This window comes from Janthinobacterium sp. BJB301, assembly GCF_002735685.1.
GTDB lineage: Bacteria > Pseudomonadota > Gammaproteobacteria > Burkholderiales > Burkholderiaceae_D > Janthinobacterium > Janthinobacterium lividum.
In genome coordinates this window covers 1,552,174-1,572,858 of the sequence record NZ_PDZJ01000001.1, presented here as the reverse complement: position 1 = coordinate 1,572,858, position 20,685 = coordinate 1,552,174, and the positions used below count along the sequence as shown (strand labels likewise).

At 63.5% G+C, this 20,685-nt stretch carries 20 protein-coding genes; 16 read left to right on the top strand and 4 right to left on the bottom strand.

Going from position 1 to position 20,685, the window contains the following annotated elements:
- The first annotated feature begins 18 nt into the window (after positions 1-18).
- The 3 genes from CSQ91_RS28545 (at position 19) to CSQ91_RS06800 (ending at position 2,632) form a co-directional block, all read left to right on the top strand.
- A complete protein-coding gene (locus CSQ91_RS28545) occupies positions 19-264 on the top strand; it encodes a hypothetical protein (protein WP_143450965.1) in 246 nt (81 codons plus the stop codon).
- 326 nt (positions 265-590) lie between these two features.
- Positions 591-1,967, top strand: a complete 1,377-nt coding sequence (locus tag CSQ91_RS06805; RefSeq protein WP_257217244.1) for a chitinase — start codon at positions 591-593, stop codon at positions 1,965-1,967.
- Positions 1,968-2,209: 242 nt separating this feature from the next.
- The gene (locus CSQ91_RS06800) at positions 2,210-2,632 is read left to right on the top strand and encodes a DUF2061 domain-containing protein (protein ID WP_092604921.1); all 423 of its coding nucleotides are present in this window, start codon (positions 2,210-2,212) and stop codon (positions 2,630-2,632) included.
- Positions 2,633-2,641: 9 nt separating this feature from the next.
- On the opposite strand, the gene CSQ91_RS06795 is transcribed toward CSQ91_RS06800, so the two are convergent.
- Complete coding sequence (locus tag CSQ91_RS06795; RefSeq protein ID WP_099387778.1) at positions 2,642-4,078, bottom strand: amidase; 1,437 nt, start codon at positions 4,076-4,078, stop codon at positions 2,642-2,644.
- A 101-nt stretch (positions 4,079-4,179) separates the two neighbouring features.
- On the opposite strand from CSQ91_RS06795, the gene CSQ91_RS06790 reads away from it, so the two are divergent.
- From CSQ91_RS06790 to CSQ91_RS06775, 4 genes are all read left to right on the top strand, one after another.
- Entirely contained in the window at positions 4,180-5,076 is an 897-nt protein-coding gene (locus CSQ91_RS06790; protein ID WP_099387777.1) for a LysR family transcriptional regulator, read from the top strand.
- Positions 5,077-5,286: 210 nt separating this feature from the next.
- The gene (locus tag CSQ91_RS06785) at positions 5,287-7,284 is read left to right on the top strand and encodes a c-type cytochrome (RefSeq protein ID WP_099388593.1); all 1,998 of its coding nucleotides are present in this window, start codon (positions 5,287-5,289) and stop codon (positions 7,282-7,284) included.
- Positions 7,285-7,342: 58 nt separating this feature from the next.
- Positions 7,343-8,128, top strand: a complete 786-nt coding sequence (locus CSQ91_RS06780) for a class I SAM-dependent methyltransferase (RefSeq protein ID WP_034787527.1) — start codon at positions 7,343-7,345, stop codon at positions 8,126-8,128.
- Positions 8,129-8,210: 82 nt separating this feature from the next.
- Positions 8,211-9,347: a catalase family protein gene (locus tag CSQ91_RS06775; RefSeq protein ID WP_099387776.1), complete on the top strand. Its 1,137-nt coding sequence runs from the start codon at positions 8,211-8,213 to the stop codon at positions 9,345-9,347.
- 67 nt (positions 9,348-9,414) lie between these two features.
- Here CSQ91_RS06775 and CSQ91_RS06770 read toward each other — a convergent pair whose 3' ends face one another.
- Positions 9,415-10,209: an SDR family NAD(P)-dependent oxidoreductase gene (locus tag CSQ91_RS06770; protein WP_099387775.1), complete on the bottom strand. Its 795-nt coding sequence runs from the start codon at positions 10,207-10,209 to the stop codon at positions 9,415-9,417.
- A gap of 96 nt (positions 10,210-10,305) precedes the next feature.
- Between CSQ91_RS06770 and CSQ91_RS06765 the strand changes: the two genes are divergently transcribed.
- From CSQ91_RS06765 to CSQ91_RS06735, 7 genes are all read left to right on the top strand, one after another.
- Entirely contained in the window at positions 10,306-10,698 is a 393-nt protein-coding gene (locus CSQ91_RS06765; RefSeq protein ID WP_099387774.1) for a MerR family transcriptional regulator, read from the top strand.
- A complete protein-coding gene (locus tag CSQ91_RS06760) occupies positions 10,695-11,348 on the top strand; it encodes an SMI1/KNR4 family protein (RefSeq protein ID WP_099387773.1) in 654 nt (217 codons plus the stop codon). The genes CSQ91_RS06765 and CSQ91_RS06760 overlap by 4 nt, the downstream gene beginning before the upstream one ends.
- A gap of 113 nt (positions 11,349-11,461) precedes the next feature.
- The gene (locus CSQ91_RS06755; RefSeq protein ID WP_180278362.1) at positions 11,462-12,013 is read left to right on the top strand and encodes a DUF4142 domain-containing protein; all 552 of its coding nucleotides are present in this window, start codon (positions 11,462-11,464) and stop codon (positions 12,011-12,013) included.
- Positions 12,014-12,116: 103 nt separating this feature from the next.
- A complete protein-coding gene (locus tag CSQ91_RS06750; protein WP_034787511.1) occupies positions 12,117-12,497 on the top strand; it encodes a hypothetical protein in 381 nt (126 codons plus the stop codon).
- Between the two features lie 14 nt (positions 12,498-12,511).
- A complete protein-coding gene (locus tag CSQ91_RS06745) occupies positions 12,512-12,943 on the top strand; it encodes a hypothetical protein (protein ID WP_099387771.1) in 432 nt (143 codons plus the stop codon).
- A gap of 228 nt (positions 12,944-13,171) precedes the next feature.
- Complete coding sequence (locus CSQ91_RS06740; RefSeq protein ID WP_080753727.1) at positions 13,172-13,639, top strand: cache domain-containing protein; 468 nt, start codon at positions 13,172-13,174, stop codon at positions 13,637-13,639.
- A 60-nt stretch (positions 13,640-13,699) separates the two neighbouring features.
- The gene (locus tag CSQ91_RS06735; protein WP_257217243.1) at positions 13,700-15,250 is read left to right on the top strand and encodes a methyl-accepting chemotaxis protein; all 1,551 of its coding nucleotides are present in this window, start codon (positions 13,700-13,702) and stop codon (positions 15,248-15,250) included.
- Here the strand turns inward: CSQ91_RS06735 and CSQ91_RS06730 are convergent.
- Positions 15,247-16,287, bottom strand: coding sequence for a hypothetical protein (locus tag CSQ91_RS06730; protein ID WP_099387769.1), 1,041 nt, complete (start codon positions 16,285-16,287; stop codon positions 15,247-15,249). The genes CSQ91_RS06735 and CSQ91_RS06730 overlap by 4 nt on opposite strands.
- Before the next feature lie 12 nt (positions 16,288-16,299).
- Complete coding sequence (cadR, locus tag CSQ91_RS06725) at positions 16,300-16,731, bottom strand: Cd(II)/Pb(II)-responsive transcriptional regulator (RefSeq protein ID WP_099387768.1); 432 nt, start codon at positions 16,729-16,731, stop codon at positions 16,300-16,302.
- A 98-nt stretch (positions 16,732-16,829) separates the two neighbouring features.
- On the opposite strand from cadR, the gene CSQ91_RS06720 reads away from it, so the two are divergent.
- Both CSQ91_RS06720 and CSQ91_RS06715 read left to right on the top strand, forming a co-directional pair.
- A complete protein-coding gene (locus tag CSQ91_RS06720; protein ID WP_099387767.1) occupies positions 16,830-19,127 on the top strand; it encodes a heavy metal translocating P-type ATPase in 2,298 nt (765 codons plus the stop codon).
- An 85-nt stretch (positions 19,128-19,212) separates the two neighbouring features.
- Positions 19,213-20,670, top strand: coding sequence for an alpha/beta fold hydrolase (locus tag CSQ91_RS06715; protein WP_099387766.1), 1,458 nt, complete (start codon positions 19,213-19,215; stop codon positions 20,668-20,670).
- Positions 20,671-20,685 lie beyond the last annotated feature (15 nt).

Sequence of the window (20,685 nt, the reverse complement as noted above, 5' to 3'; positions counted from 1 at the left end):
TCGTCATGACACGCTGCCATGCAGGAAGTTACAGGTTTTCTTTCAGGAGCGGAACATGGAACCCTTGAAAAAGAGACATTGCCTGATGAGGCGCGCGGGCTTAGCGCCTTGCCTGGTGATAAATTATTGCCCGTGGCAAGTATTTCCAATGCCAGCAATATCAATGAAATCAGGCATTTGCCGCCCATTTTGCATGAGAAGTCTCAACACTCGCATACCCCACGCTGGACTACCGCCTGTTGCAGCGCCAGACGGTGGCCTTGACGCAGATGCTGCTGGACCTGTCGCGCGTGCCGTACGCCGATTTGCGCCAGGAAACCGCGCCAGACCTTGCCCCGCATGCTCCTCCCTTCCCCGCCCTGCTCCCGGCGACATTCCGGACACCATACCAGCACACTGGAAAACAGGCACTGGTATGGCTCGCATCGCCCATCTCATGGGGCAATGCCACAACTGGTATTGTGATCTTGCGCAATGAATAAAACCAGTTGACTACCACCTGCAATGCTTGCACTCTGAAAAATCGGGCGGTGTCCAGCCGCCCGGCCATACTAAAAACACACAAGGAGATGCAAGTGAACCGGACAGTCATGAATACCCTCATCCTTACCCTCTTCGGCGGTACCCTGGCGGCCTGCGGTGGCGGCAGCGGCGACGGATCCAGCGCAGGCGCAAGCCAGTTGCTGGCCGGCGCGACCGCAGCGGTGGCCTGCTACACGCCGTGGAACAGCGGCACCGCCTACAACGGCGGCGGCCAGGCCAGCTACAACAACGTCAATTACACGGCCAACTGGTGGACGCAAGGCAATAACCCGTCGACCAGCAGCGGCGGCGCCGGCAGCGGCCAGCCCTGGACGGCGGTGGGAGACTGCGGCACGCCGACGCCGACGCCGACTCCTACCCCGACACCCACGCCTACCCCAACACCTACGCCGACTCCCACCCCGACACCGACACCGACACCGACGCCAACACCTACTCCAACGCCGACCCCGACACCAACGCCAACGCCAACGCCCACCGGCCTGGCCAAGCACGCACTGATCGGCTACTGGCACAACTTCACCAACCCCAGCGGCGCCACGTATCCGATCAGCCAGGTCAGCGATGACTGGGACGTGATCGTCGTCTCCTTCGGCGACAACGCGGGCGGCGGCAATGTCAGCCTGACCATCGATCCGGGCGCGGGCACGGAAGCGCAATTCATCGCCGACGTGGCTGCCAAGCGCGCGAAAGGCAAGAAAGTCATCCTGTCGCTGGGCGGACAGAACGGGTCCGTTTCCGTCGGCAATACGGCCGAAGCCACCAATTTCACCAACAGCCTGTACGCCATCATCACCAAGTATGGCTTCGACGGCATCGACCTGGACCTGGAAAACGGCGTGGCGCAAGGCGCGGCCATCCAGACCTATCTGCCGATCGCCGTGAAAAACCTGAAAACCAAGGTCGGCAGCAGCTTCTACCTGTCGATGGCGCCCGAATGGGTGTACGTGGAGGGGGGATACACGAGCTATGGCAGCATCTGGGGCGCCTACATTCCCATCATCAATGCCTTGCGCAGCGAGTTGACGGTGCTGCACCCGCAGTACTACAACAATGGCGACATCTACACGCCGTACGCCACGGGCGCCATCAAGGCGGGCTCGGCCGACCAGCTGGTGGCCACGGCGCGCATGCTGATCGAGGGGTTCAATTACGGCGGCAATACCTTCGCCGGCCTGCGACCGGACCAGGTGGGCTTCGGCGTGCCGTCGGGGCGCAGTTCGGCCGGTTCGGGATTCACGACGAATGCCGACGTCAGCAATGCCCTGAATTGCCTGACGCGCCTGCTCAACTGCGGCACCATCAAGCCGCTGCAGGCGTATCCGGACTTCCGCGGCGTGATGACGTGGTCGATCAACTGGGACCGCCACGACAACTATAATTTCTCCGTGCCGACGAAGAATGTACTGAAAACCCTGCCGTAACAGCCTTTGCCCGACTGCGCATGGGAGCCTTGCTGCTCACATGCGCAGCACATGCCCTGGCGAAGCATCTCCCCTCCCCCGCGCGTGCCTGACGCCATCCATAATCCAGTAAGGACAATTGATATTTCTCAATTCATAGTCTTAATCTATGGATTCAGTTGAAATATTTTACTTCCTTTTGTAAATGAGAATCGTTACTATCTACATCAAGGATAAGCGAATTCAACAGAGAGGAGCATCCCTTGTTTACAGCCATCAAAACATTCAGCCAGGTCTGCACGCATATGTCGATCGCCTTCGGTCTCGCCTACTTGCTGACGGGATCCCTGGCAATCGGTGGCTTGGCCGCAATCATCGAACCGGTCATTAATGTTGCCCTGCTGCCATGGCACGAAAAAGCCTGGCACGCGATCCGTCGCCGCTACGCCGCCAGCCGCCTGGGCATTGCCGCCCTGGCCGGCGAAAAGCTCAGCCAGACAGCCCTGCACATGGGCGTGGCCTTCGGCGTCATGTACTGGGCCACGGGTTCCATGGCCTTTGGCGGATTGCTGGCCGTGGTCGAGCCGATCTGCAACGTAATCGTCCTGCCCTTCCACGACCGGCTGTGGGAAAAGGTCCGCTTTCGCCTGGAAAGCCGCGGTGCGGCCCGCCTCGCCGCGCTGTAATCCCCCTCCTTAATTACCTGCCCACACGGGCGGCCGCCTTTGCACCCACGGCGCCGCCCGCTCCAGCTGGCCAGCCAGGCGCAGCAGCACGCCATCCTTGGCGTAGCCGGCCATGAACTGCATGCCGATCGGCAAACCGTCATCCGACATGCCCAAAGGCACGGACATTGCCGGCAAGCCCGCCACGTTCGCCAGCGGCGTGTACGGCGAATGCTCGAACAGGCGCGCCGTCCAGCCAATACCGTCAAGCTGTTCCTCCTTTTCGCCATAGCGGCCCAGCTGCCACGGTACATCCGGCATGGTCGGCGTCAGCAAGACGTCGTACTGCCCGAACAAGGCGCCAGCCTGGCGCGTGACGGTGTTGCGCACGTCGAGGGCCGCCACGAAATCGACGGCAGAGATCGTTTGGCCATGGCGGTAACAGGCCAGGGTCGCCGGTTCCAGGGTATCGAGCGACACGGCGCGCCCGCTCTCTTGCGCCAGGGCATCGATCCACGGCACCAGGTTGGCGCACCAGATACTGGCATTGGCGTGCACAAACGCTTGCCACGACACGCCCAGCGCAGGCGACACCTCTTCCACGTGATGGCCCAGGCTTTCCAGCAGGCGCATGGTAGTGTCCAGTGCGGCATCGATGGCGTGCACAGGATGGGCGCCATTGCAGGCGGCGCGCTGCACGGCGATGCGCAGTTTGCCCGGCGCCGCGCTCACCTGCGACAGCCAGCTGTGGCCCTGTGCACTGGTCACATACGGCTCGCCCACCATCACGCCCTGTACGGCATCGAGCAAGGCGGCGCTGTCGCGCACCGTGCGGCTCACGCCCAGCTGCACGCCCAGGCCACTGAAGATCTCGTCCATGGCGGGGCCGTTCGAGACGCGGCCCCGGCTCGGTTTGAAGCCGAACAGGCCCGTCGACGCGGCCGGTACGCGGATGGAACCGGCCGCATCCGTCGCATGGGCCAGCGGCACGATGCCGGCTGCCACGGCCGCCGCCGCGCCGCCGCTGGAGCCGCCGGCGCTCAATGCCAAATTCCAGGGATTGCGCGTGGCGCCGTACAGCACGGGTTCCGTGGTGGTGGCAAAGGCCATTTCGGGCGTGCTCGTGCGGCCGAACGTCGCCAAGCCGGCGGCGCGGAACTGCGTCATCAGGTGGGAATCGAGCACGGCGACATGGCCGGCGCCCAGGCGGCTGCCCGCTTCGCTGCGCTGGCCGGCCATGGTGACGGCCACGTCCTTGATCAGGAAGGGCACGCCGGCGAACGGCGCTGCGCTGTCGATGGCAGTCAAATCCGCCGGCCACAGCTCGACCACGGCGTTGATCTGCGGGTTGACGGCGGCGCAGGCGCGTACGGCCACGTCGTGCAATTCGGCGGCCGAGACGTCGCCGTCGCGCAGCAGCTGGGCCAATCCCAGACCATCAAAGCTTGTATATTCATGGAGTTGCATCAGTTTATTCCTGTAATGGATGAAGTATGGATATCACAGGAACTACTCTAGGGCTTGCGCTATCATAGTGGAAATGAATAGTTGATATAGAAGGTATAGCCATGAACAATTTGCGTAAAATGGACTTGAACCTGCTGCTGACCCTGAATGCGCTGTTGATCGAGCGCAATGTCACGCGGGCGGCGGCGCGGCTGCACTTGAGCCAGCCGTCCGTCAGCGTGCAGCTGGGCAAACTGCGTGCCGCCTTCGACGATCCACTGCTGTTGCCCGGCCCGCGCGGCATGCTGCCCACGGCGCGGGCGCTGGCCCTGTTCGCGCCCTTGCAAGCCGTGCTGGCCCAGTTGGAACAAGTCTTGCAGCCGGAATCGGCGTTCGAGCCAGCCACGGCCGAGGTGCGCTGGAACCTGGCGGCGGCCGACGCCACCGAGTATGCGATCCTGCTGCCGATGCTGCCAGCCCTGCGCGCGCAGGCGCCGTTGTCGCGCATGGCCGTCTTCGAAGCCGTGCCGGCGCGCATGGCGCAAGACCTGGAAAGCGGCCAGGTCGACCTGGGTTTCCTGGCGCAGGAAGAAGCGCCACCCGGCTTGCGCCATCGCACCCTGTTCACCGAGCACTATGTGCTGGCGGGCCGCCGCGACCACCCGCTGCTGCAGACGCCGCCCGACCTCGAGCAGTTTTGCGCGCTGGAATTCATCGTCGTCTCGCCCAATGGCGGGGGCTTCCGCAGCAACGTCGATACGGCCCTGGAAACGCTGGGGCGCACGCGCAAGGTGGTGCTGTCCGTGCCGCATTTCCTCATCGTGCCTCCCCTGCTGGCCGCATCCGACATGGTGGCCTTGCTGCCGTCGCGCCTGCTGAAGAATGCGCTGGGCGCCTTGCGCACATGCGAGCCGCCCGTCAGCCTGCCCGACTACGAGATGGCCATGGTCTGGCACGAGCGCATGCACCTGGACCCGGCGCACCGCTGGCTGCGTGAGCGCATCATGGCCAGCTTGTAAGTTGGCCTACACGATTTTCCATCTCAAAACACTAGGCAAAATTACCTAGTCGATCGAAAGAAACTCCCAATGTTCGCCGTGGTGACGACTGCGTAAGCTTGCGCGTAATAATAAAGGGTCACCATGAACGCCATTTCCATCCTGCATCGCGGCTCGCGCCGCCCTCCCGCCGTCTTCTTTCCGATCACTACCTGGCTGCTGCTCCTGGGCATGCTGGCCTTCTGCGCCGGCGCCTGGGCCGCGCCTGCGCCCACGGCGTCGGCCGAGCTGATCAAGCGCGGCGAGTATGTCGCCCGACTGGGCGACTGCGTGGCCTGCCACACCAGCCCGAACGGCGCCGCCATGGCCGGCGGCCTGGAGCTCAAAACGCCGTTCGGCACCATCTACAGCACGAATATCACGCCGGACGCGAAGACAGGCCTGGGCACGTACACCTTTGCGCAATTCGACCGCGCCATGCGCAAGGGCGTGGCGGCGGACGGGCACAACCTGTATCCGGCCATGCCCTACCCTTCCTACGCGAAGATCACGCCCGACGACATGCAGGCGCTGTACGCCTATTTGCAGCGCGGCGTGGCGCCCGTGGCGCAGCAAAACCGCGAAACGGACATGAAATGGCCGTTCAGCATGCGCTGGGGCCTGTCGCTGTGGAACGCCGTCTTCCTCGACGACGCGCCGTTCAAGCCCGACAGCGCCAAGTCGGCCATGTGGAACCGGGGCAGCTATCTGGCCCAGGGTCTCGGCCATTGCGGCTCCTGCCACACGCCGCGCGGCGTGGCCTTCCAGGAAAAGACCATGGGCCAGGATGGCAGCGGCGGCAAGCACTACCTGTCCGGCTTCACCTTCGACGGCTGGCATGCGGTGAACCTGCGCAGCCTGTGGACACCGGGCGACATCGTGCAATTGCTCAAGACGGGCCGCAACAGCTTCGGCACGGCGGCCGGCAGCATGACGGAAGTCATCACGCACAGCACGCAGTACTTCACGGATGGCGACCTCGATGCGCTGGCGCATTACCTGCACAGTTTGCCGGCCAAGAATGGGGCGGCCGCGCCGCCAAAGAAAACGGCGCCCCTCGTGGCGGCCAGCAACGACGCCCTGTACAACACGCGCGGCGGCCTCGGCTACCTGCAGTTTTGCGCCACCTGCCACCGCCGCGACGGCCGCGGCGTGGAAAACATCTTCCCGCCGCTGGCGCAGAACGACTCGGTGCAGTCGAAGGATGCCACCTCCGTCATCCATATCGCGCTGACGGGCTGGCAGTCGGCCGTCACGCAGCATTCGCCCCGCTCCTTCGGCATGCCCGCGTATGACCGCCTGTCGGACACGGAACTGGCGGAAATCCTCACCTTTGTGCGCGGCAAGTGGGGCAATCAAGGCGCGCCCGTCACGCCTGCGCAGATCGCCAAAGTGCGCAAGGAGCTCAAGCTCAAGGCGCCGGACGCGGGCGGCTTCGTCACGCCCCGCTTCGCCGCCCTGACGGCCGATCCGAATGCCAGCCAGCTGATCCATGGCATGCAGCTGATGACGGAAACGCGCGCGCGCCTGCCGCAAAACGTGGGCAACGACCTCAATTGCAGCAGTTGCCACCTGAATGGCGGCACCGTTGCCAACGGTTCGCCCTTCCTCGGCATTTCCGCCTTCTTCCCGTCAGAAGCGCCGCGCGCGGGCAAGATCATCAGCCTGGGCGAGCGCATCAATGGCTGCTTCCGCCGCTCCATGCACGGCCAGCCGCTGCCCGTGGACGGCCCCGACCTGCAGGCGATGGTCGCCTATATCGACTGGATGAAGGGCGCCACGCAGGCGAATGACAAGGTGGCGGGACGCGGCGTGGCGAAGATCGACCGCAATCTGCTGCCCGATCCCGTGCATGGCAAAAAAGTATATGCCGAGCAATGCGCCGTCTGTCATGGCGCGAATGGCGAGGGCATCAAGGGCGCCAATGGCGTGGTGGCCTTCCCGCCGCTGTGGGGCGACCGTTCCTTCAATATCGGTGCCGGCATGGCCCGCACTTACACGGCGGCCGGCTTCGTTAAGGCCAACATGGTGATGGGCCACGGCCAGAAATTCCCGCTGGGGCAAGGCAATCTGTCCGACCAGGATGCCGTCGACGTGGCCGAATATTTTACGCATATGCCGCGCCCGGACTTCCCCGACAAGGTCAAGGATTGGCCGAAGGGCGGCAAGCCCAGGGATGCGCGCTACTGAGGCGCCATCCAGTGCGGAATCTGCTACGCTCATGCCACGACCATCCGAGGAGTCTTGCATGAGCAGCAATATCCATCACGCGGCAGCCGGCGGTTACGCCACGGCGGCCGCCAGCTACGTCAAGGGCCGGCCCGATTATCCGCCGGAAGTGTCGGCCTGGCTGAAGGATAGCCTGGGCCTGGGGCCGGGCACAACCGTACTGGACCTGGGCGCCGGCACGGGCAAGTTCACGCCGCGCCTGCTGGACACGGGCGCCACGGTCATCGCCGTGGAACCCGTGCCGGCCATGCTGGCGACATTGTCCGCAACCTTGCCGCAAGTCCAGGCCCTGGCAGGCACGGCAACGGTCATTCCCCTGCCCGACGCCTCGGTCGATGCCGTGGTTTGCGCGCAAGCCTTCCACTGGTTCGCCACCTCTGCGGCGCTCGACGAGATATTGCGCGTGCTCAAGCCTGGCGGCAGGCTGGGCCTGGTGTGGAATCTGCGCGACGCCAGCGTGCCCTGGGTGGCCAGCCTGGACGCCATCGTCAACCGTGTCGAGGGCGACACGCCCCGCTACTACACGGGCGCCTGGCGCCACGTCTTCCCCCACGCGGGGTTGACACACTTGCAGGAAACACAATTTTCCCAGGAGCATACGGGCACGGCCGAAGACGTGCTGTTCAACCGCGTGCGCTCCACCAGTTTTATTGCCGCCTTGCCGCCGCAGGAACGCCAGCGCATCGACGACGAGATTCGCCAGATGATCGCCTCGGAGCCGGCCTTGCGCGGGCGGGACAGCATCAGCGTGCCCTACCGGACGGCCGCTTTCGTGGCGCAAAAGGCGGCATCGGCAGGTATTTAGGGGCCAGTGTATGCCAGCAAACAGAAGGATGTGGCGTTGGCGGCAATGATGGGGGCACACTCACCCATCACAAGGAAAAGCCATGTTCGCCATTCCACGCCCGCCCCTGCCCTACGAGCCGCGCTACGAGTTTGAAGAGGACGGCGAGCAGGAGACGTGCGCGCAGCTGCTGCAGACCCTGCACGGCATTTCCGCCACTACCTATGCCGACTCGGGCCATGCCACGCGCAGCGTGCATGCGAAAAGCCACGGCTTGCTGCGCGCCCGCCTGCAGGTACTCGATGGCCTGGCGCCCGAGCTGGCGCAAGGCCTGTTCGCCACGCCGGCCAGCTACGATGTGCTCATGCGCATCTCCACCATCCCTGGCGACATGCTTGACGACAAGGTGTCCGTGCCGCGTGGCATGGCCATCAAAGTGATCGGCGTACCTGGCACGCAGTTGTCCAGCCTGGAGCCGGACGATGGCACGGAGCCCGCCAGCACGCAGGATTTCGTGCTCGTCAACGGTCCCGCCTTCCTCGCACCCAGCGCGAAAAAGTTCCTCGGCAGCCTGAAGCTGCTGGCCAGCACCACGGATAAAGTCCCGCGCCTGAAACAGGCGCTGTCGACCGTACTGCAGGGAGCGGAAAAGGCGCTCGAAGCCGTGGGTGGCGAAAGCGCTACGCTGAAAAGCCTGGGTGGCCATCCGGAAACCCATGTGCTGGGCGAAACCTACTATAGCCAGGCGCCCATTTTATATGGCGTCTACATGGCCAAGGTGGCGCTGGTGCCCGTGTTGCCGGAACTGTCAGCCCTGAAAGGTGCGCCTGTCGACCTGGATGGCAAGCCGAATGGCTTGCGCGACGCCGTCGTGGCCTACTTTGCCCGCCATGCGGCCACCTGGGAAGTGCGTATCCAGCTGTGCCGCGACATCGCCAGCATGCCGCTGGAAGACGCCTCCGTCGCCTGGTCCGAGGCAGACAGCCCGTATCTGCCCGTGGCGCGCATCACGGCCCAGCCGCAGGCGGGCTGGAGCGAAGCCCTGTCGCGTGCCGTCGATGACGGCATGGCCTTCAGCCCCTGGCATGGCCTGCTGGCGCACCGGCCGCTCGGTTCCATCATGCGCGTGCGCAAGGCTGCGTATGCGATGTCTGCGCGTTTCCGCTTCGAGCGCACGGGCAAGGTCGCGCGCGAACCGCGCAACCTCGACGACGTTTTTGTCAATGACGCCATCAAATAGGCACCATGCGCAGCGGCAAGCCATGCTGACCGCGCCAGCCATGTCCGCCACCATGGCCTTCTGAAGCCTACGCCGCCTTCGGCTTGAGCATGCCTTCCACGATCCCCAGCACGGTCTGGCGCGGCAGCAAGCGCGGCAGCCAGGCCAGCAGCCGGTTCGGCCTGCCTGCCACATGGCTGCTGCGGCCCCGGTCCAGCGCGCGCAGCGCTTCATCGACGACGGTTTGAGGATCCATACGCTTGCCCACGGCCGCTTCGGGTGCCGCCACCACGTCGAAAAAGGCCGTTTCCGTGGCGCCCGGGCACAGGGCCAGCACGCGCACGCCGCGGCTGCGATTTTCGGCCCACAGGGCTTCCGAAAACGACAGCACGAAAGCCTTGCTGGCGCCATACACGGCCATGTAGGGATCGGGCTGCAGGGCCGCCGTGGACGCCACATTGATGATGGCGCCACGCCCTTGGGCCAGCATGTGCGGCAAGGCGCAGTGCGTCAGTTCCATGAGGGCCGTGCAATTGACGGCCACCTCAAGCCCCTGGCGCGCCAGATCGATGCTTTCGAAGCGGCCGTGCGTGGCGAAACCCGCATTATTGATCAGTACATCGGGCGCCATGCCCAGCGCGCAGCCTTGCGCGTGGGCGTTCTGTGCGGCGCCGGGCAGGCCCATGTCGGCCACCAGCGCATGCGCGCGGATGCCGTGGCGCTGGGAAAGTTCCTTGGCCAGGCTGTCGAGCACGGCGCCGGAACGGGCCAGCAGCAGCAAATGGGCGCCGCGCGCGGCCAGGGTTTCCGCGAAGACGCGGCCAATGCCGGACGAGGCACCCGTGATCAGCACGGTCTGGTTGGTGAAATTGAATGCGGTCATGGCAATTGAATCGTAGTGAAGGGAAATTCACTGTAAACTGTCGACCTTAGTCCACGGTCAAGCGTGGAACGCAAATGAGTAGAAAGTCAAAAAACTATGCGCATCGGAGAAATCACCCGTCTGACGGGCGTGAGCAAGGACACGGTGCGTTTTTACGAGCGCCAGGGTCTGCTGGATGAAGCGCCGCAGCCGGGCTTGACGAATAATTACAAGGAATATTCGGCGCAGGCGCTGCGGCGCATCGAGCTGATCGGCCACGCCAAGGCGCTAGGCTTTACCTTGAAGGAAATCGCCGAAGTCATTGCTGTATGGCAGGAAAACGCGCTCGATACGGCCACCAAACGAGCGATGCTGGAAACGAAAATTGCCCAGATCGATGACAAGGCCCGCTCGATGGCCGTGCTGCGCGCCGGCCTCGCCGATGCGCTGGCCAAGGTGGAGACGGGCTGCGACGATGCGGCGCCAGTACATAATAAGGATAATCAATGAGCAACTACTACATGCAATACCGCCACCTGGCACTGCAAGGCGCCAAGCCCGCCCCCACGGCGCAGCAGATCGCCGCCATCGAAGCCTTGCTGGAAGCGCCCTTGCCGCCCGCCTTCCTCGCATTCTTGCAAGTGGCCAATGGCGCTTATTTTGATTACACCTGCGATGTGCCGGACGGCAATGGCGGCGTGGAAAAAATGGGCTTCAATACCTTCTTCAGCGCCGACGAAGGCGATTTCTGCGATGAAACTCTGGTGGGCGAAATCCGCTCCGAGCGCGAGAATACGGACATGCCGGTGCGCATCCTGCCATTTGCCCGCGATGGCGGCAATTCCATGGTCTACCTGGACCTGACGGAGGAAGGCGGCGGCCGGGTACTGGCCTATGTGCAGGAGTTGCCAGACTGGACGGGCAAGCGGGCCCACGGAATGATGGAGCTGGCGCCATCCTTCGACGCCTGGCTGGACAGCCTGTACATCGACCGCGACACGGTGCTCGACGAACTCGAACACAGCGTCTCGGAACCCTCCCACCTGGACGCGATGGCAGAATGGCTCGATATCGGCATGCCCGCCTGGCGCCGCGATGCGGGCATTGCCGCTTTGTTTGCTCTCAAACAAGTCGAATTGTGCGCTAACGAACAGGACTAGTCCTACGGGCATGGTCGTGACTGTCCTATGGGTGTGCGCAGGCTGCGGGCTTAACATTGTCATCAGCTTGCAGAAAAAACCACGCATGCACTCATGATATGAAAGGATTTCCCATGCCTATCTCTACCACCAGTTCGCGTACTCCTTCCCTGAAAAGCGTGGCCATCGGCGCCGCCGTGGCGCTCTTGAGCGGCATCGCCATCAACAGCATCGCCGCTGCCGCGCCGGGCGCGTACGACAAGCAATTCCTCAGCAAGGCCGCCGATGCTGGCAGCACAGAAATTGCTGCCAGCAAAGTGGCGCAAAGCAAGAGCAGCAATGGGGAGGTGAAGAAATTCGCCGACGCCATGCTCACCGACCACACGAAAGTGGCTGAGGAGCTGAAACAGCTGGCCAGCAGCAAGCAAATCGAAGTCAGCGACCAGCCCGGTGCCAAACACAAGGCGCAGATCGACAGGCTGAGCCGCCTGGAAGGCCAGCCTTTCGACAAGGAATATGCGGCCAGCATCGGCGTGGCCGCGCACAAGGAAGCCGTGAAACTGTTTACGGACGCCAGCCAGAAAGCCAGCGATCCCGACATCAAGGCCTTTGCCGTCAAAACCTTGCCAGCGCTGCAACATCACCTGGAAATGGCGAACGCCCTGCAGGCGACGTTGGCGAAATAGACAGCCATACGCGGGGAAATACTTGCAGTACGTGCTGTACAGCAAGTATTTCCGCTCTTGACATACAATGCGGCAACTTCGTTTTTGGCCATGCCATGACCTCATGCAGCTACTCAAGAAAACCGGCCTGATCGCCGCCGCCTTCCTGCTCATCATTGTGTTGGCAGGTTGGCTCTTCATCAAGGTGAGCGCGGCGCGCAACGCCACCGTCTATGCACAGCAGTGGAACGATCAGGGCACGTGCGTGATCAAGACCTATGTGCCGCACTACGGCAACGGCGTGCCGCAGAATATCGTGCGCGCCCTCAGCACATCCACCTTTTTCCGCGTGTATCACAAGGATGGCACCCTGCTGGAAAGCACGGAATGGGTGCTGGACATGCATGAAGACGGCATCCTCGACCATGCCCGCTGGGGCCAGAACCGCGCCATCTACCCGACCGACCTCGGGTATGAAGGCTGGACCTTGCCCGAGTGCGCGTAAAAGGGGGAGCCATCATGCAACAGCAAAAAGGATTGCGCGGCCCCTGGAGCGACGCCCCCTACCTTCCCACCTTGCACCATTTCCTCGGCCCTTTCGACGTGTATGACCGCGAAGAAACCCTGGGCGTGGAGCTGAATGCCTGGGACATGAACGATCCCGCCCAGCGCGCGGCGCTGATACGGCGCGACATCACGTCGCAATACAAGGAACTCGGCTACCGTCACCGCCACGCGCTGGTGGCTGTGCTGGCGCAGGCCTTGCAAGACCCTGCTTACGATTTCCAGGCCATCCTCGAACATGACCCCGAAAGCACGCATGCGCTGCCGGCCCGGTGGGACGAGATGGACGACCCGCGCGCCTTCTTTGCCGATATCTACCGCCTGGTGACGCAGGACTGGCGCGACGACCTGGCGCGCGCGGCGGCGGAAGACCCGGCCGGCCGGTAGCGCGGCGCAGGCACCACACTAGCGTATCGATAGCCTTCAGCACCGTTTCTCCTCTGAAAACAGCGTTTTTGCAAGCTGCACGCAGCGTTGCAAAAACGCCCCACGCAAAAAAAAACTGTTGCACCAGCGCATGCCCGCTGGCATCGCGCTACCATGAACCATCAGCACTTTCCCTACCGCACCGGTTCCCCGCCGGCGTCCCTCTGCCGCAATGTGAAGGAGATTTTCATGCCCAAGTTCGCCCCTGCCATTTGCCTGCCGCTCATGCTTGCCGCCGCTACCTTGCCTGGTATCGCCAGTGCTGCGGAAGGCGGCGCCACGCGCCCCGATGCCGAAGCCATGGTCAAGAAAGGCGTGGCCTACATCAAGAGCGCTGGCGACGCCAAGGCGTATGGCGAAATCACGGCCAAGTCGCCGCAATTCATCCTGCACGACCTGTACCTGGTCGTCTATAAACTCGACGGCACGGTCGTCGCGCATGGCGCCAACCCGAAAATGGTGGGCAAGAACCTGATCGAATTGAAGGATATCGATGGCAAGGCTTTCGTCAAGGAACGAGTCGACTTGGCCAAGAGCAAGGGCACGTTCTGGCAGGAATACAAATTCACGAATCCGGAAACCAAGAAAATCGAGCCGAAAGTGATGTATTGCGAAAAGCTGGCCGAGACCGTCGTCTGCGGCGGCATCTACCTGTAGCCGGCCGCCGCGCCGCCAGCGCCGGGATGGTTTTCCGATCTCTTGACGATAGGGCTTCCGATGAAAATCGCACAGAAGATGTTGATCGTCCCGGTGGTCGCGCTGGCTTGCCTGCTGGCCATGGGGGCCTTGTCCTACTTCGCCATGCAGCAGAACGAGCAGCGCATGCGCGAATTGAAAGACGTCACCCTGACGGCCGAACGGCTTGCGAACCAGCAAGCCATTGCCCTGGGCCAGGTGCACGCCGACGTGTACGCGAAGATTGCCATCGCGGCCAGCCTGTCGGACGAACAGTTCAAGCAATTCGGCGCACAAACGGATGACCAGCTGAACGCCATTGCGCAAGGCTTGAAGGAACTGCAGAAATTCTCGGGCGCCGCCACGGAAGCGGGCCAGGCGCTGCCGGGCATCGAGCGCTACCGTGCCAGCGTGGCGCAGGCGCTGGACCTGGCGTCCATGGACCCGAATACGGGCGTGGCCGCGATGCAAAATGCCGCCGGGCACTACCAGCAAGTGCGCGGGCAGTTGCGCCAGGTGCTGCTCAACCTCGATCACCGCACAGTCGATGCGTTGCAGGACACCAAGAATGCGGGCCAGCGTGCCGGCTGGCTGTCGCTGGGTACCATGGTCATCGGCTTTGCCCTGCTGGCCCTGATCGCCACGTGGGTGGCGCGCTCCGTGGTGCGGCCCATCGATGATGCTTGCCGCGCCGCCGAATCGCTGGCCGCCGGCGACCTGACCACGCGCATCGAGGCGCAGGGTGACGACGAGGTGGGCAAGCTGTCACGCGCCCTGGCCACCGTGCTGAAAAACTGGAACACCTTATTGGGCGACATCCGCCAGGCGGGCTCCACCATCACAGTAGAGGCGAGTGAAATCGCGCTCGGCAATGCCGACTTGTCGGCCCGCACCGAGTCGCAAGCCCATTCCTTGCAGGAAACGGCCACGTCCATGCATGCCTTGACCGATACCGTGCGCGAGAATGCCAGTCACGCGCACCAGGCCAACCAGATGGTGCTGTCGACCTCGAACGTGGCGCTGGAAGGCGGCCGCGTCGTGGGCCAGGTGGTCGAAACGATGGGCTCGATCAAGGCCAGTTCCGGGCGCATTGTCGATATCATCGCCGTCATCGACGGCATCGCGTTCCAGACGAATATCCTCGCCTTGAACGCGGCCGTGGAAGCGGCGCGCGCAGGCGAACAGGGGCGCGGCTTTGCCGTCGTCGCCACCGAGGTACGGGGCCTGGCGCAGCGTTCGGCCACGGCGGCGCGTGAAATCAAGCAGCTGATCGAGGATTCCGTTGCCAGGATAGAAACGGGCAGCGAACTGGCCGACAGCGCCGGGCGCACCATGGGAGATATCGTCGCCTCCGTCCAGCAAGTGACGGAAATCATGAACGACATCACGGCGGCCAGCCAGCGCCAGAGCAAGGGCATCGAGGAAGTCAACAATGCCATCACGGAAATGGACGAATTGACCCAGCGTAATGCCGCCCTCGTCGAGCAATCGGCCGCCGCCGCGCAAAGCATGCAGGACCAGGCGCACGATCTATTGCGCGTGGTCGACGCCTTCCGGCTGGGTGATGGTGGCCCGCCCTTGCTGACGCGTTAGCGCGGTGACTGCATGGCCGCTGCGGCGCAGTCGAGCATCCGCTTGCCTGCCGCCACCAGTGCCGGATCGTCCTCATCCTGCAGCAGCGTCCCCACGACGCTCTGGTCGATAACGCTGCCCTGCATGGCTGCCAGGCGTGCCACACGGTCCTGCGTGGCGCCATCGCCAATCGTACGGGCACTGAAGCTGTACAGGCCGGCGATTTCGCGTTGGTGCAGCCATTGCATCAATTGCACCAGGCGCGCCTGCTCCACATAGCTCAGTTCGCTCACCTTTCGCTCAGCCAAGGCGTAATACACTTCCAGGCGCGCCATCCAGTTGCCCTGTGCGGCAGCCGCAAGCAGCTGATCCCAGGCGGCGCCCGCGTGCAGCACGGGCAGCGGCTGCAGCTGATAGGCTCGCAAGGCTTGCTGCTGCGGCAATGCGCCGTAGGCCGTGGGCGCCTTGCAGACAAACTGGCGCACATCGGGGCCGCCTTGCCGCAAGCCGCTGGCGATATGCCGCTGGATCTTGTCGCCGATGGACAGCAGGCGCCTGGCGTGTTCCTGCATGGACCACTCCGGCGGCAGTTTGCCCAGCCAAGCCAGCGCATCGTCATTGGCCCGGACCGCCCGCTCGTAGGCTACCGCCTTGGCCTGTTGATCTTTCTCTCTGGCCAGTTTGAGCGCATCCTGCTCTTCATCATAGCGGCTCGTGGTTTTGGCCAGTTGCATGCATTGCTGGAAGGCGTCAGGGGCGCCCTGCCAGCATTCGGCGGGAACCTTCAGTTGCCAGCGCATGCTGACAGTTTTCAGAATATAGGTGTCTTCCCCCTCCTCCCCCTTGACATAGGCACGGCCGTCCGCCTTGGTCACGCCTTTCGTCAGCTGCTTGCCGCCAAGCGTGCTCCAGGTGTACGGATCATCGTTTTGCGGCACGCCGGGCACGGCGTACAAAGTCAGGTAGTGGCCGGCTGCGGCAGGTGCATCGGCGGCATGGCTCAGCGGCGACAGCAGGGATAAGGTTAATAAAGTTTTTTTAGGCAACAGTTTCAACATGAAGCAATCGGTTCAATGAAGTTCGGTATGGCAGGCGCAGTCGTTGCCGCTGGCCGCCTCGGACAGGTTTTGCAAAATCGCGCAGTCTTGCGACGGCTGCGGCTGGTCGCACTGATGGCGCAAGGTCACCAGTTGCTGCTGCAGGGTTTGCAGGTTCGCCATCTGTTCGGCAATGCGCAGAATATGGTGGTCGAGCAATTCATTGACGCTCTGACAACCTTCGGCCGGATTGTTCTTAAATTCCAGCAAGGCACGGATATCCGTCAAGCCGATCTGCAGGGAGCGGCAATGGCGGATGAATTGTAGCCGTTCCTGGTGTTCTTCCCGGTACTCGCGGTAGCCGGCGCTGTTGCGTCCCGGTTCCTGCAGCAAGCCCGCCTTTTCATAGTAACGCACGGTTTCCACGTCACAATCTGTCCGTTTGGCCAGTTCTCCGATACGCATGGCATCCTCTTTTCATTCTTTCATGCAAATTCTGCTTGACCCTGTAGCGGCTACAGGGTTTCTAATGGAAGCATACACGAAACCGGAAGGATGATGCGATGCCGCACGATAGCCATAACCACGCACCTGACCACGAGCATAAGCATGACCACAAGCATGCGCACGAACCCAGCCCTGCGCCCAAGGCGGCCAGCTGCTGTTCCAGCCAGCATGCGTGCTCGTCCACGCCTGCCGCCCCAACCGGCCCAGTCCTGCCCAGCACGCCCATCGCCGGCGCCAACACGGCCAAATACCGCATTGCCAACATGGATTGCCCCACGGAAGAGCGGTTGATCCGCAACAAGCTGGGCAATATGACGGGCGTCGTGGGCCTCGATTTCAACCTGATGAACCGCGTGCTGGACGTGCACCACACCCTGCCTACACTGGCCACGGTGGAAGCGGCGCTGCACGGCATCGGCATGCAGGCGATTCCCATGAAGGCGGACGCGGCAGTCAGGCGCGATCCGAATGAAGGCAACCTCAGCAGCTTGCAAAAAGGCTTGCTGGTCGTCTCCGGCCTGGCCGCTGCCGGCGCCGAAGCGCTGGCGTGGACCACGCATGAAGACAGTTCGCCCCTCGTCATCGCCCTGGCCCTGCTGTCGATCGCCACGGGCGGCTGGCCGACCCTGAAAAAGGGCTGGATTGCCCTGAAAACACTCACCCTGAACATCAATTTCCTGATGAGCCTGGCGGTCTTTGGCGCCATCGCCATCGGCCAGTGGCCGGAAGCGGCCATGGTCATCTTCCTTTTCGCCATCGCCGAGCTGATCGAAGGCTTGTCCCTGAACCGCGCGCGCAACGCCGTGCACAGCCTGATGCAACTGGCGCCCGACACGGCGACCGTTGCCGACGCCAGCGGCGCCTGGCAGCCAGTTGCTGTCGCCACGGTGGCCATCGGCACGCTGATGCGCGTGAAGCCGGGCGAACGCATCGCCCTCGACGGCATCGTGCAAAGCGGCGAATCGTCCGTCAACCAGGCGCCGATCACCGGTGAAAGCATGCCGGTGGACAAGGCCGTGGGCGACGTCGTGTACGCGGGCACCATCAATGAACGGGGCTTGCTTGACGTTACCGTCACGGCCAACAGCGGCAACAGCACCCTGGCGAAAATCGTCAAGGTGATCGAGGAAACGCAAGGAAAACAGGCGCCCACGCAGCGCTTTGTCGACAATTTCGCCCGTTACTACACGCCGGCCGTGGTCGTGTTCGCCATCCTGGTCGCCGTACTGCCGCCTTTGCTTTTTGGCGCGCCCTTCATGGCCTGGGTATATAAGGCGCTGGTGATGCTGGTGATCGCCTGCCCGTGCGCGCTCGTCATTTCCACGCCCGTCACCGTCGTCAGCGGCCTGACGGCGGCCGCGCGGCGCGGCATTCTGGTCAAAGGCGGGCAATTCCTGGAAACGGGCTACCGCATCAAGGCCATCGCCGTCGACAAGACGGGCACCTTGACCATGGGCAAACCGGCCGTCACGGATGTGGTGGCATTGGAAGGCAGTGACCGCGACGCCATCTTGCTGCTGGCCGCCAGTCTGGACGCCAATTCGGCCCACCCGCTGGCCGCCGCCATCGTCAAGGCGGGCCCGCCCGCTGGCAGCCATTTGCCCGTGACCCAGTTTGCCGCCCTGCATGGACGCGGCGTGCAAGGCACGATCGCCGGCCAGACCTATTATCTGGGCAATGCGCGCCTGATGACGGAATTGAATGTCCTGACGCCGGCATTGCAAGACGTCCTGGCGCGGCTGGAACAGCAAGCCTACACGGCCATGGTGCTGGCCACGCCGGACGGCGCGCTGGGCGTCATCGCCGTGGCCGACGTGCTGCGCCCCACGGCGGCGTCCGCCATCGCCAGATTGAATGCGCTGGGCGTCACCACCGTGATGCTGACGGGCGACAATCTGCTGACGGCGCAGCGCATCGGTGCCGAAGTGGGCGTCAGCCTGGTCAAGGCGGAACTGCTGCCGGAAAACAAGCTCGATGAAATCAAGGCCTTGCAGCAGCAGTTCGGCGTGGTCGCCATGCTGGGCGACGGCGTCAACGACGCCCCGGCCCTGGCGCAGGCCGACATCGGCTTCGCCATGGGCGCGGCCGGCAGCGATACGGCCATCGAAACGGCGGACGTGGCCCTGATGGATGACGAGCTGGGCAAATTGCCCGAATTCATCAGCCTGAGCCAGCGCACGCGCAGCATCCTCGTGCAAAACATCAGCTTTGCCATCGGCATCAAGGCCGTGTTCTTTGGCCTGGCCCTGGCCGGCATGGCGACCCTGTGGATGGCCGTGTTCGCCGACGTTGGCGCCAGCCTGCTGGTGGTGGCGAACGGCCTCAGGCTGCTGCGCGGCAGTAAAGCCAAATAAATCCACGTGGAAAACTTTCCATCTGGACAATTGCTGTAAAAAACGCTACTTTGGCGGCTGATCTCCATCTCTGCCAAAGTAGCCGATGACCTTTCTTCCCCGCCTGACCCCGCTGGCTACCGCGCTCGCCTCCCTTATTGCCAGCGCATCATTGCATGCCGAACCGATGTTCTTCACGCCCTGTTCCGATACGGCCGCCCCCGGCAGTCTGTGTTCGGGCTTGAACGTGCCTGGCAGCTACGACGCCCAGGGCCACGGCATCGGTGATCCGGACGCCATGCACGTTTTTGTGCGCAAGTTTGCGGCCGATGTGCCTGTCGGCAAGGCCGCCAAGGGCACCCTGTGGCTGGTGGCGGGCGGCCCCGGCGAATCGGGCGCTTCGTTCTACAACTTGCTGCCCACCTTGCGCCGCAGCTTTCCCGGCTTTGAATTCCTCATCCCCGACCACCGCGGCACGGGCAATTCTTCTCGCCTGTGCAAGGTGGAAGAGTCGGAACAGAGTCCCGGCGGCCGCGCGCTGGCTGGCGCCGAATGGGGCAGATGCTTTGCCGGCATCAACTTGATGCCGGAATACGCGGGCCAGTTTTCCATCACGATGGCGGCACGCGACTTGCAAGCCCTGATCGAAGGCGAACGCAAGGCCAAGGGCAAACAGCCGCCCGTGTATGTATACGGTGTGTCGTATGGCACGCAACTGGTCTTGCGCGCCTTGCAACTGGGACCATTGCCCGTCAAGGGCGTCATCCTCGACTCGCTGGTGCCGCCGCAAACGGATGCGCGCTGGGACTTGAGCCAGCGTTCGCACGTGGTCAACACGGTCGGCATGCAGGTGCTGGCCCGCTGCGACGCGGACCCGGCCTGCCATGCGGCGATTGCCGAGCCGGCCGCAACCTTGTACCGCCGCGTGCTGGACAAGACGCAAGCGGATCCCGCCCTGCTGGCGAAGATTCCCGGCAAGAACCTGAAAAATTTCCTGGGCGGCATGCTCGACGTGCCGGCCGCCCGCGCCCGCATCCCGTATCTGCTGCGCGAGCTGGACCAGGGCAAGGAAACGGAACTGGCGTCCGCGCGCGCCACGTTGACGCAGGCGGCGGCCAGCCTGGGCAGCTATTCCCAGTCGCCGCTGTCGATTCCTCTGGTCAGTATCATCAGTAATTCGGAAAACAATCTGCAGCCTTCGTTGCGCCCCGGCTGGGCCGCCACCGACATCGACCGCGACGAGGCGGACTTGCTGTTTACCAGTCCCCTGCCCCGCATCCTGCTGGGCGGCGGCTTGCCCACCTACCCGCGCGATGCCTTTTTCGGCACCTTGCCGGCGAAAGTGCCGCCGACTCTGGTGCTGCAGGGAACCCTGGACCCGAAAACGCCATACGCGGGCGCGCAGGCGCAGGTACAGGCTTTGACGCAGAGCAAGGCCGGCAAGGTGGCCCTGTCCACCGTGCACGACGCCCCGCATTTCCTGTTATGGACGGCGCCCGCCTGCTTTGCACAGGCCAGTACCCGCTTTATCGCTGGCAAGCAGGCGCAGGATTGCACGCTGTAATTCCCACCAACTAAT

Coding starts and splice junctions, on each gene's coding strand:
- CSQ91_RS28545 (WP_143450965.1), top strand. CDS start 19: ATGCAGGAAGTTACAGGTTTTCTTTCAGGAGCGGAACATGGAACCCTT.
- CSQ91_RS06805 (WP_257217244.1), top strand. CDS start 591: ATGAATACCCTCATCCTTACCCTCTTCGGCGGTACCCTGGCGGCCTGC.
- CSQ91_RS06795 (WP_099387778.1), bottom strand. CDS start 4,078: ATGCAACTCCATGAATATACAAGCTTTGATGGTCTGGGATTGGCCCAG.
- CSQ91_RS06790 (WP_099387777.1), top strand. CDS start 4,180: ATGAACAATTTGCGTAAAATGGACTTGAACCTGCTGCTGACCCTGAAT.
- CSQ91_RS06785 (WP_099388593.1), top strand. CDS start 5,287: ATGCTGGCCTTCTGCGCCGGCGCCTGGGCCGCGCCTGCGCCCACGGCG.
- CSQ91_RS06780 (WP_034787527.1), top strand. CDS start 7,343: ATGAGCAGCAATATCCATCACGCGGCAGCCGGCGGTTACGCCACGGCG.
- CSQ91_RS06775 (WP_099387776.1), top strand. CDS start 8,211: ATGTTCGCCATTCCACGCCCGCCCCTGCCCTACGAGCCGCGCTACGAG.
- CSQ91_RS06770 (WP_099387775.1), bottom strand. CDS start 10,209: ATGACCGCATTCAATTTCACCAACCAGACCGTGCTGATCACGGGTGCC.
- CSQ91_RS06765 (WP_099387774.1), top strand. CDS start 10,306: ATGCGCATCGGAGAAATCACCCGTCTGACGGGCGTGAGCAAGGACACG.
- CSQ91_RS06760 (WP_099387773.1), top strand. CDS start 10,695: ATGAGCAACTACTACATGCAATACCGCCACCTGGCACTGCAAGGCGCC.
- CSQ91_RS06755 (WP_180278362.1), top strand. CDS start 11,462: ATGCCTATCTCTACCACCAGTTCGCGTACTCCTTCCCTGAAAAGCGTG.
- CSQ91_RS06750 (WP_034787511.1), top strand. CDS start 12,117: ATGCAGCTACTCAAGAAAACCGGCCTGATCGCCGCCGCCTTCCTGCTC.
- CSQ91_RS06745 (WP_099387771.1), top strand. CDS start 12,512: ATGCAACAGCAAAAAGGATTGCGCGGCCCCTGGAGCGACGCCCCCTAC.
- CSQ91_RS06740 (WP_080753727.1), top strand. CDS start 13,172: ATGCCCAAGTTCGCCCCTGCCATTTGCCTGCCGCTCATGCTTGCCGCC.
- CSQ91_RS06735 (WP_257217243.1), top strand. CDS start 13,700: ATGAAAATCGCACAGAAGATGTTGATCGTCCCGGTGGTCGCGCTGGCT.
- CSQ91_RS06730 (WP_099387769.1), bottom strand. CDS start 16,287: ATGTTGAAACTGTTGCCTAAAAAAACTTTATTAACCTTATCCCTGCTG.
- cadR (WP_099387768.1), bottom strand. CDS start 16,731: ATGCGTATCGGAGAACTGGCCAAACGGACAGATTGTGACGTGGAAACC.
- CSQ91_RS06720 (WP_099387767.1), top strand. CDS start 16,830: ATGCCGCACGATAGCCATAACCACGCACCTGACCACGAGCATAAGCAT.
- CSQ91_RS06715 (WP_099387766.1), top strand. CDS start 19,213: ATGACCTTTCTTCCCCGCCTGACCCCGCTGGCTACCGCGCTCGCCTCC.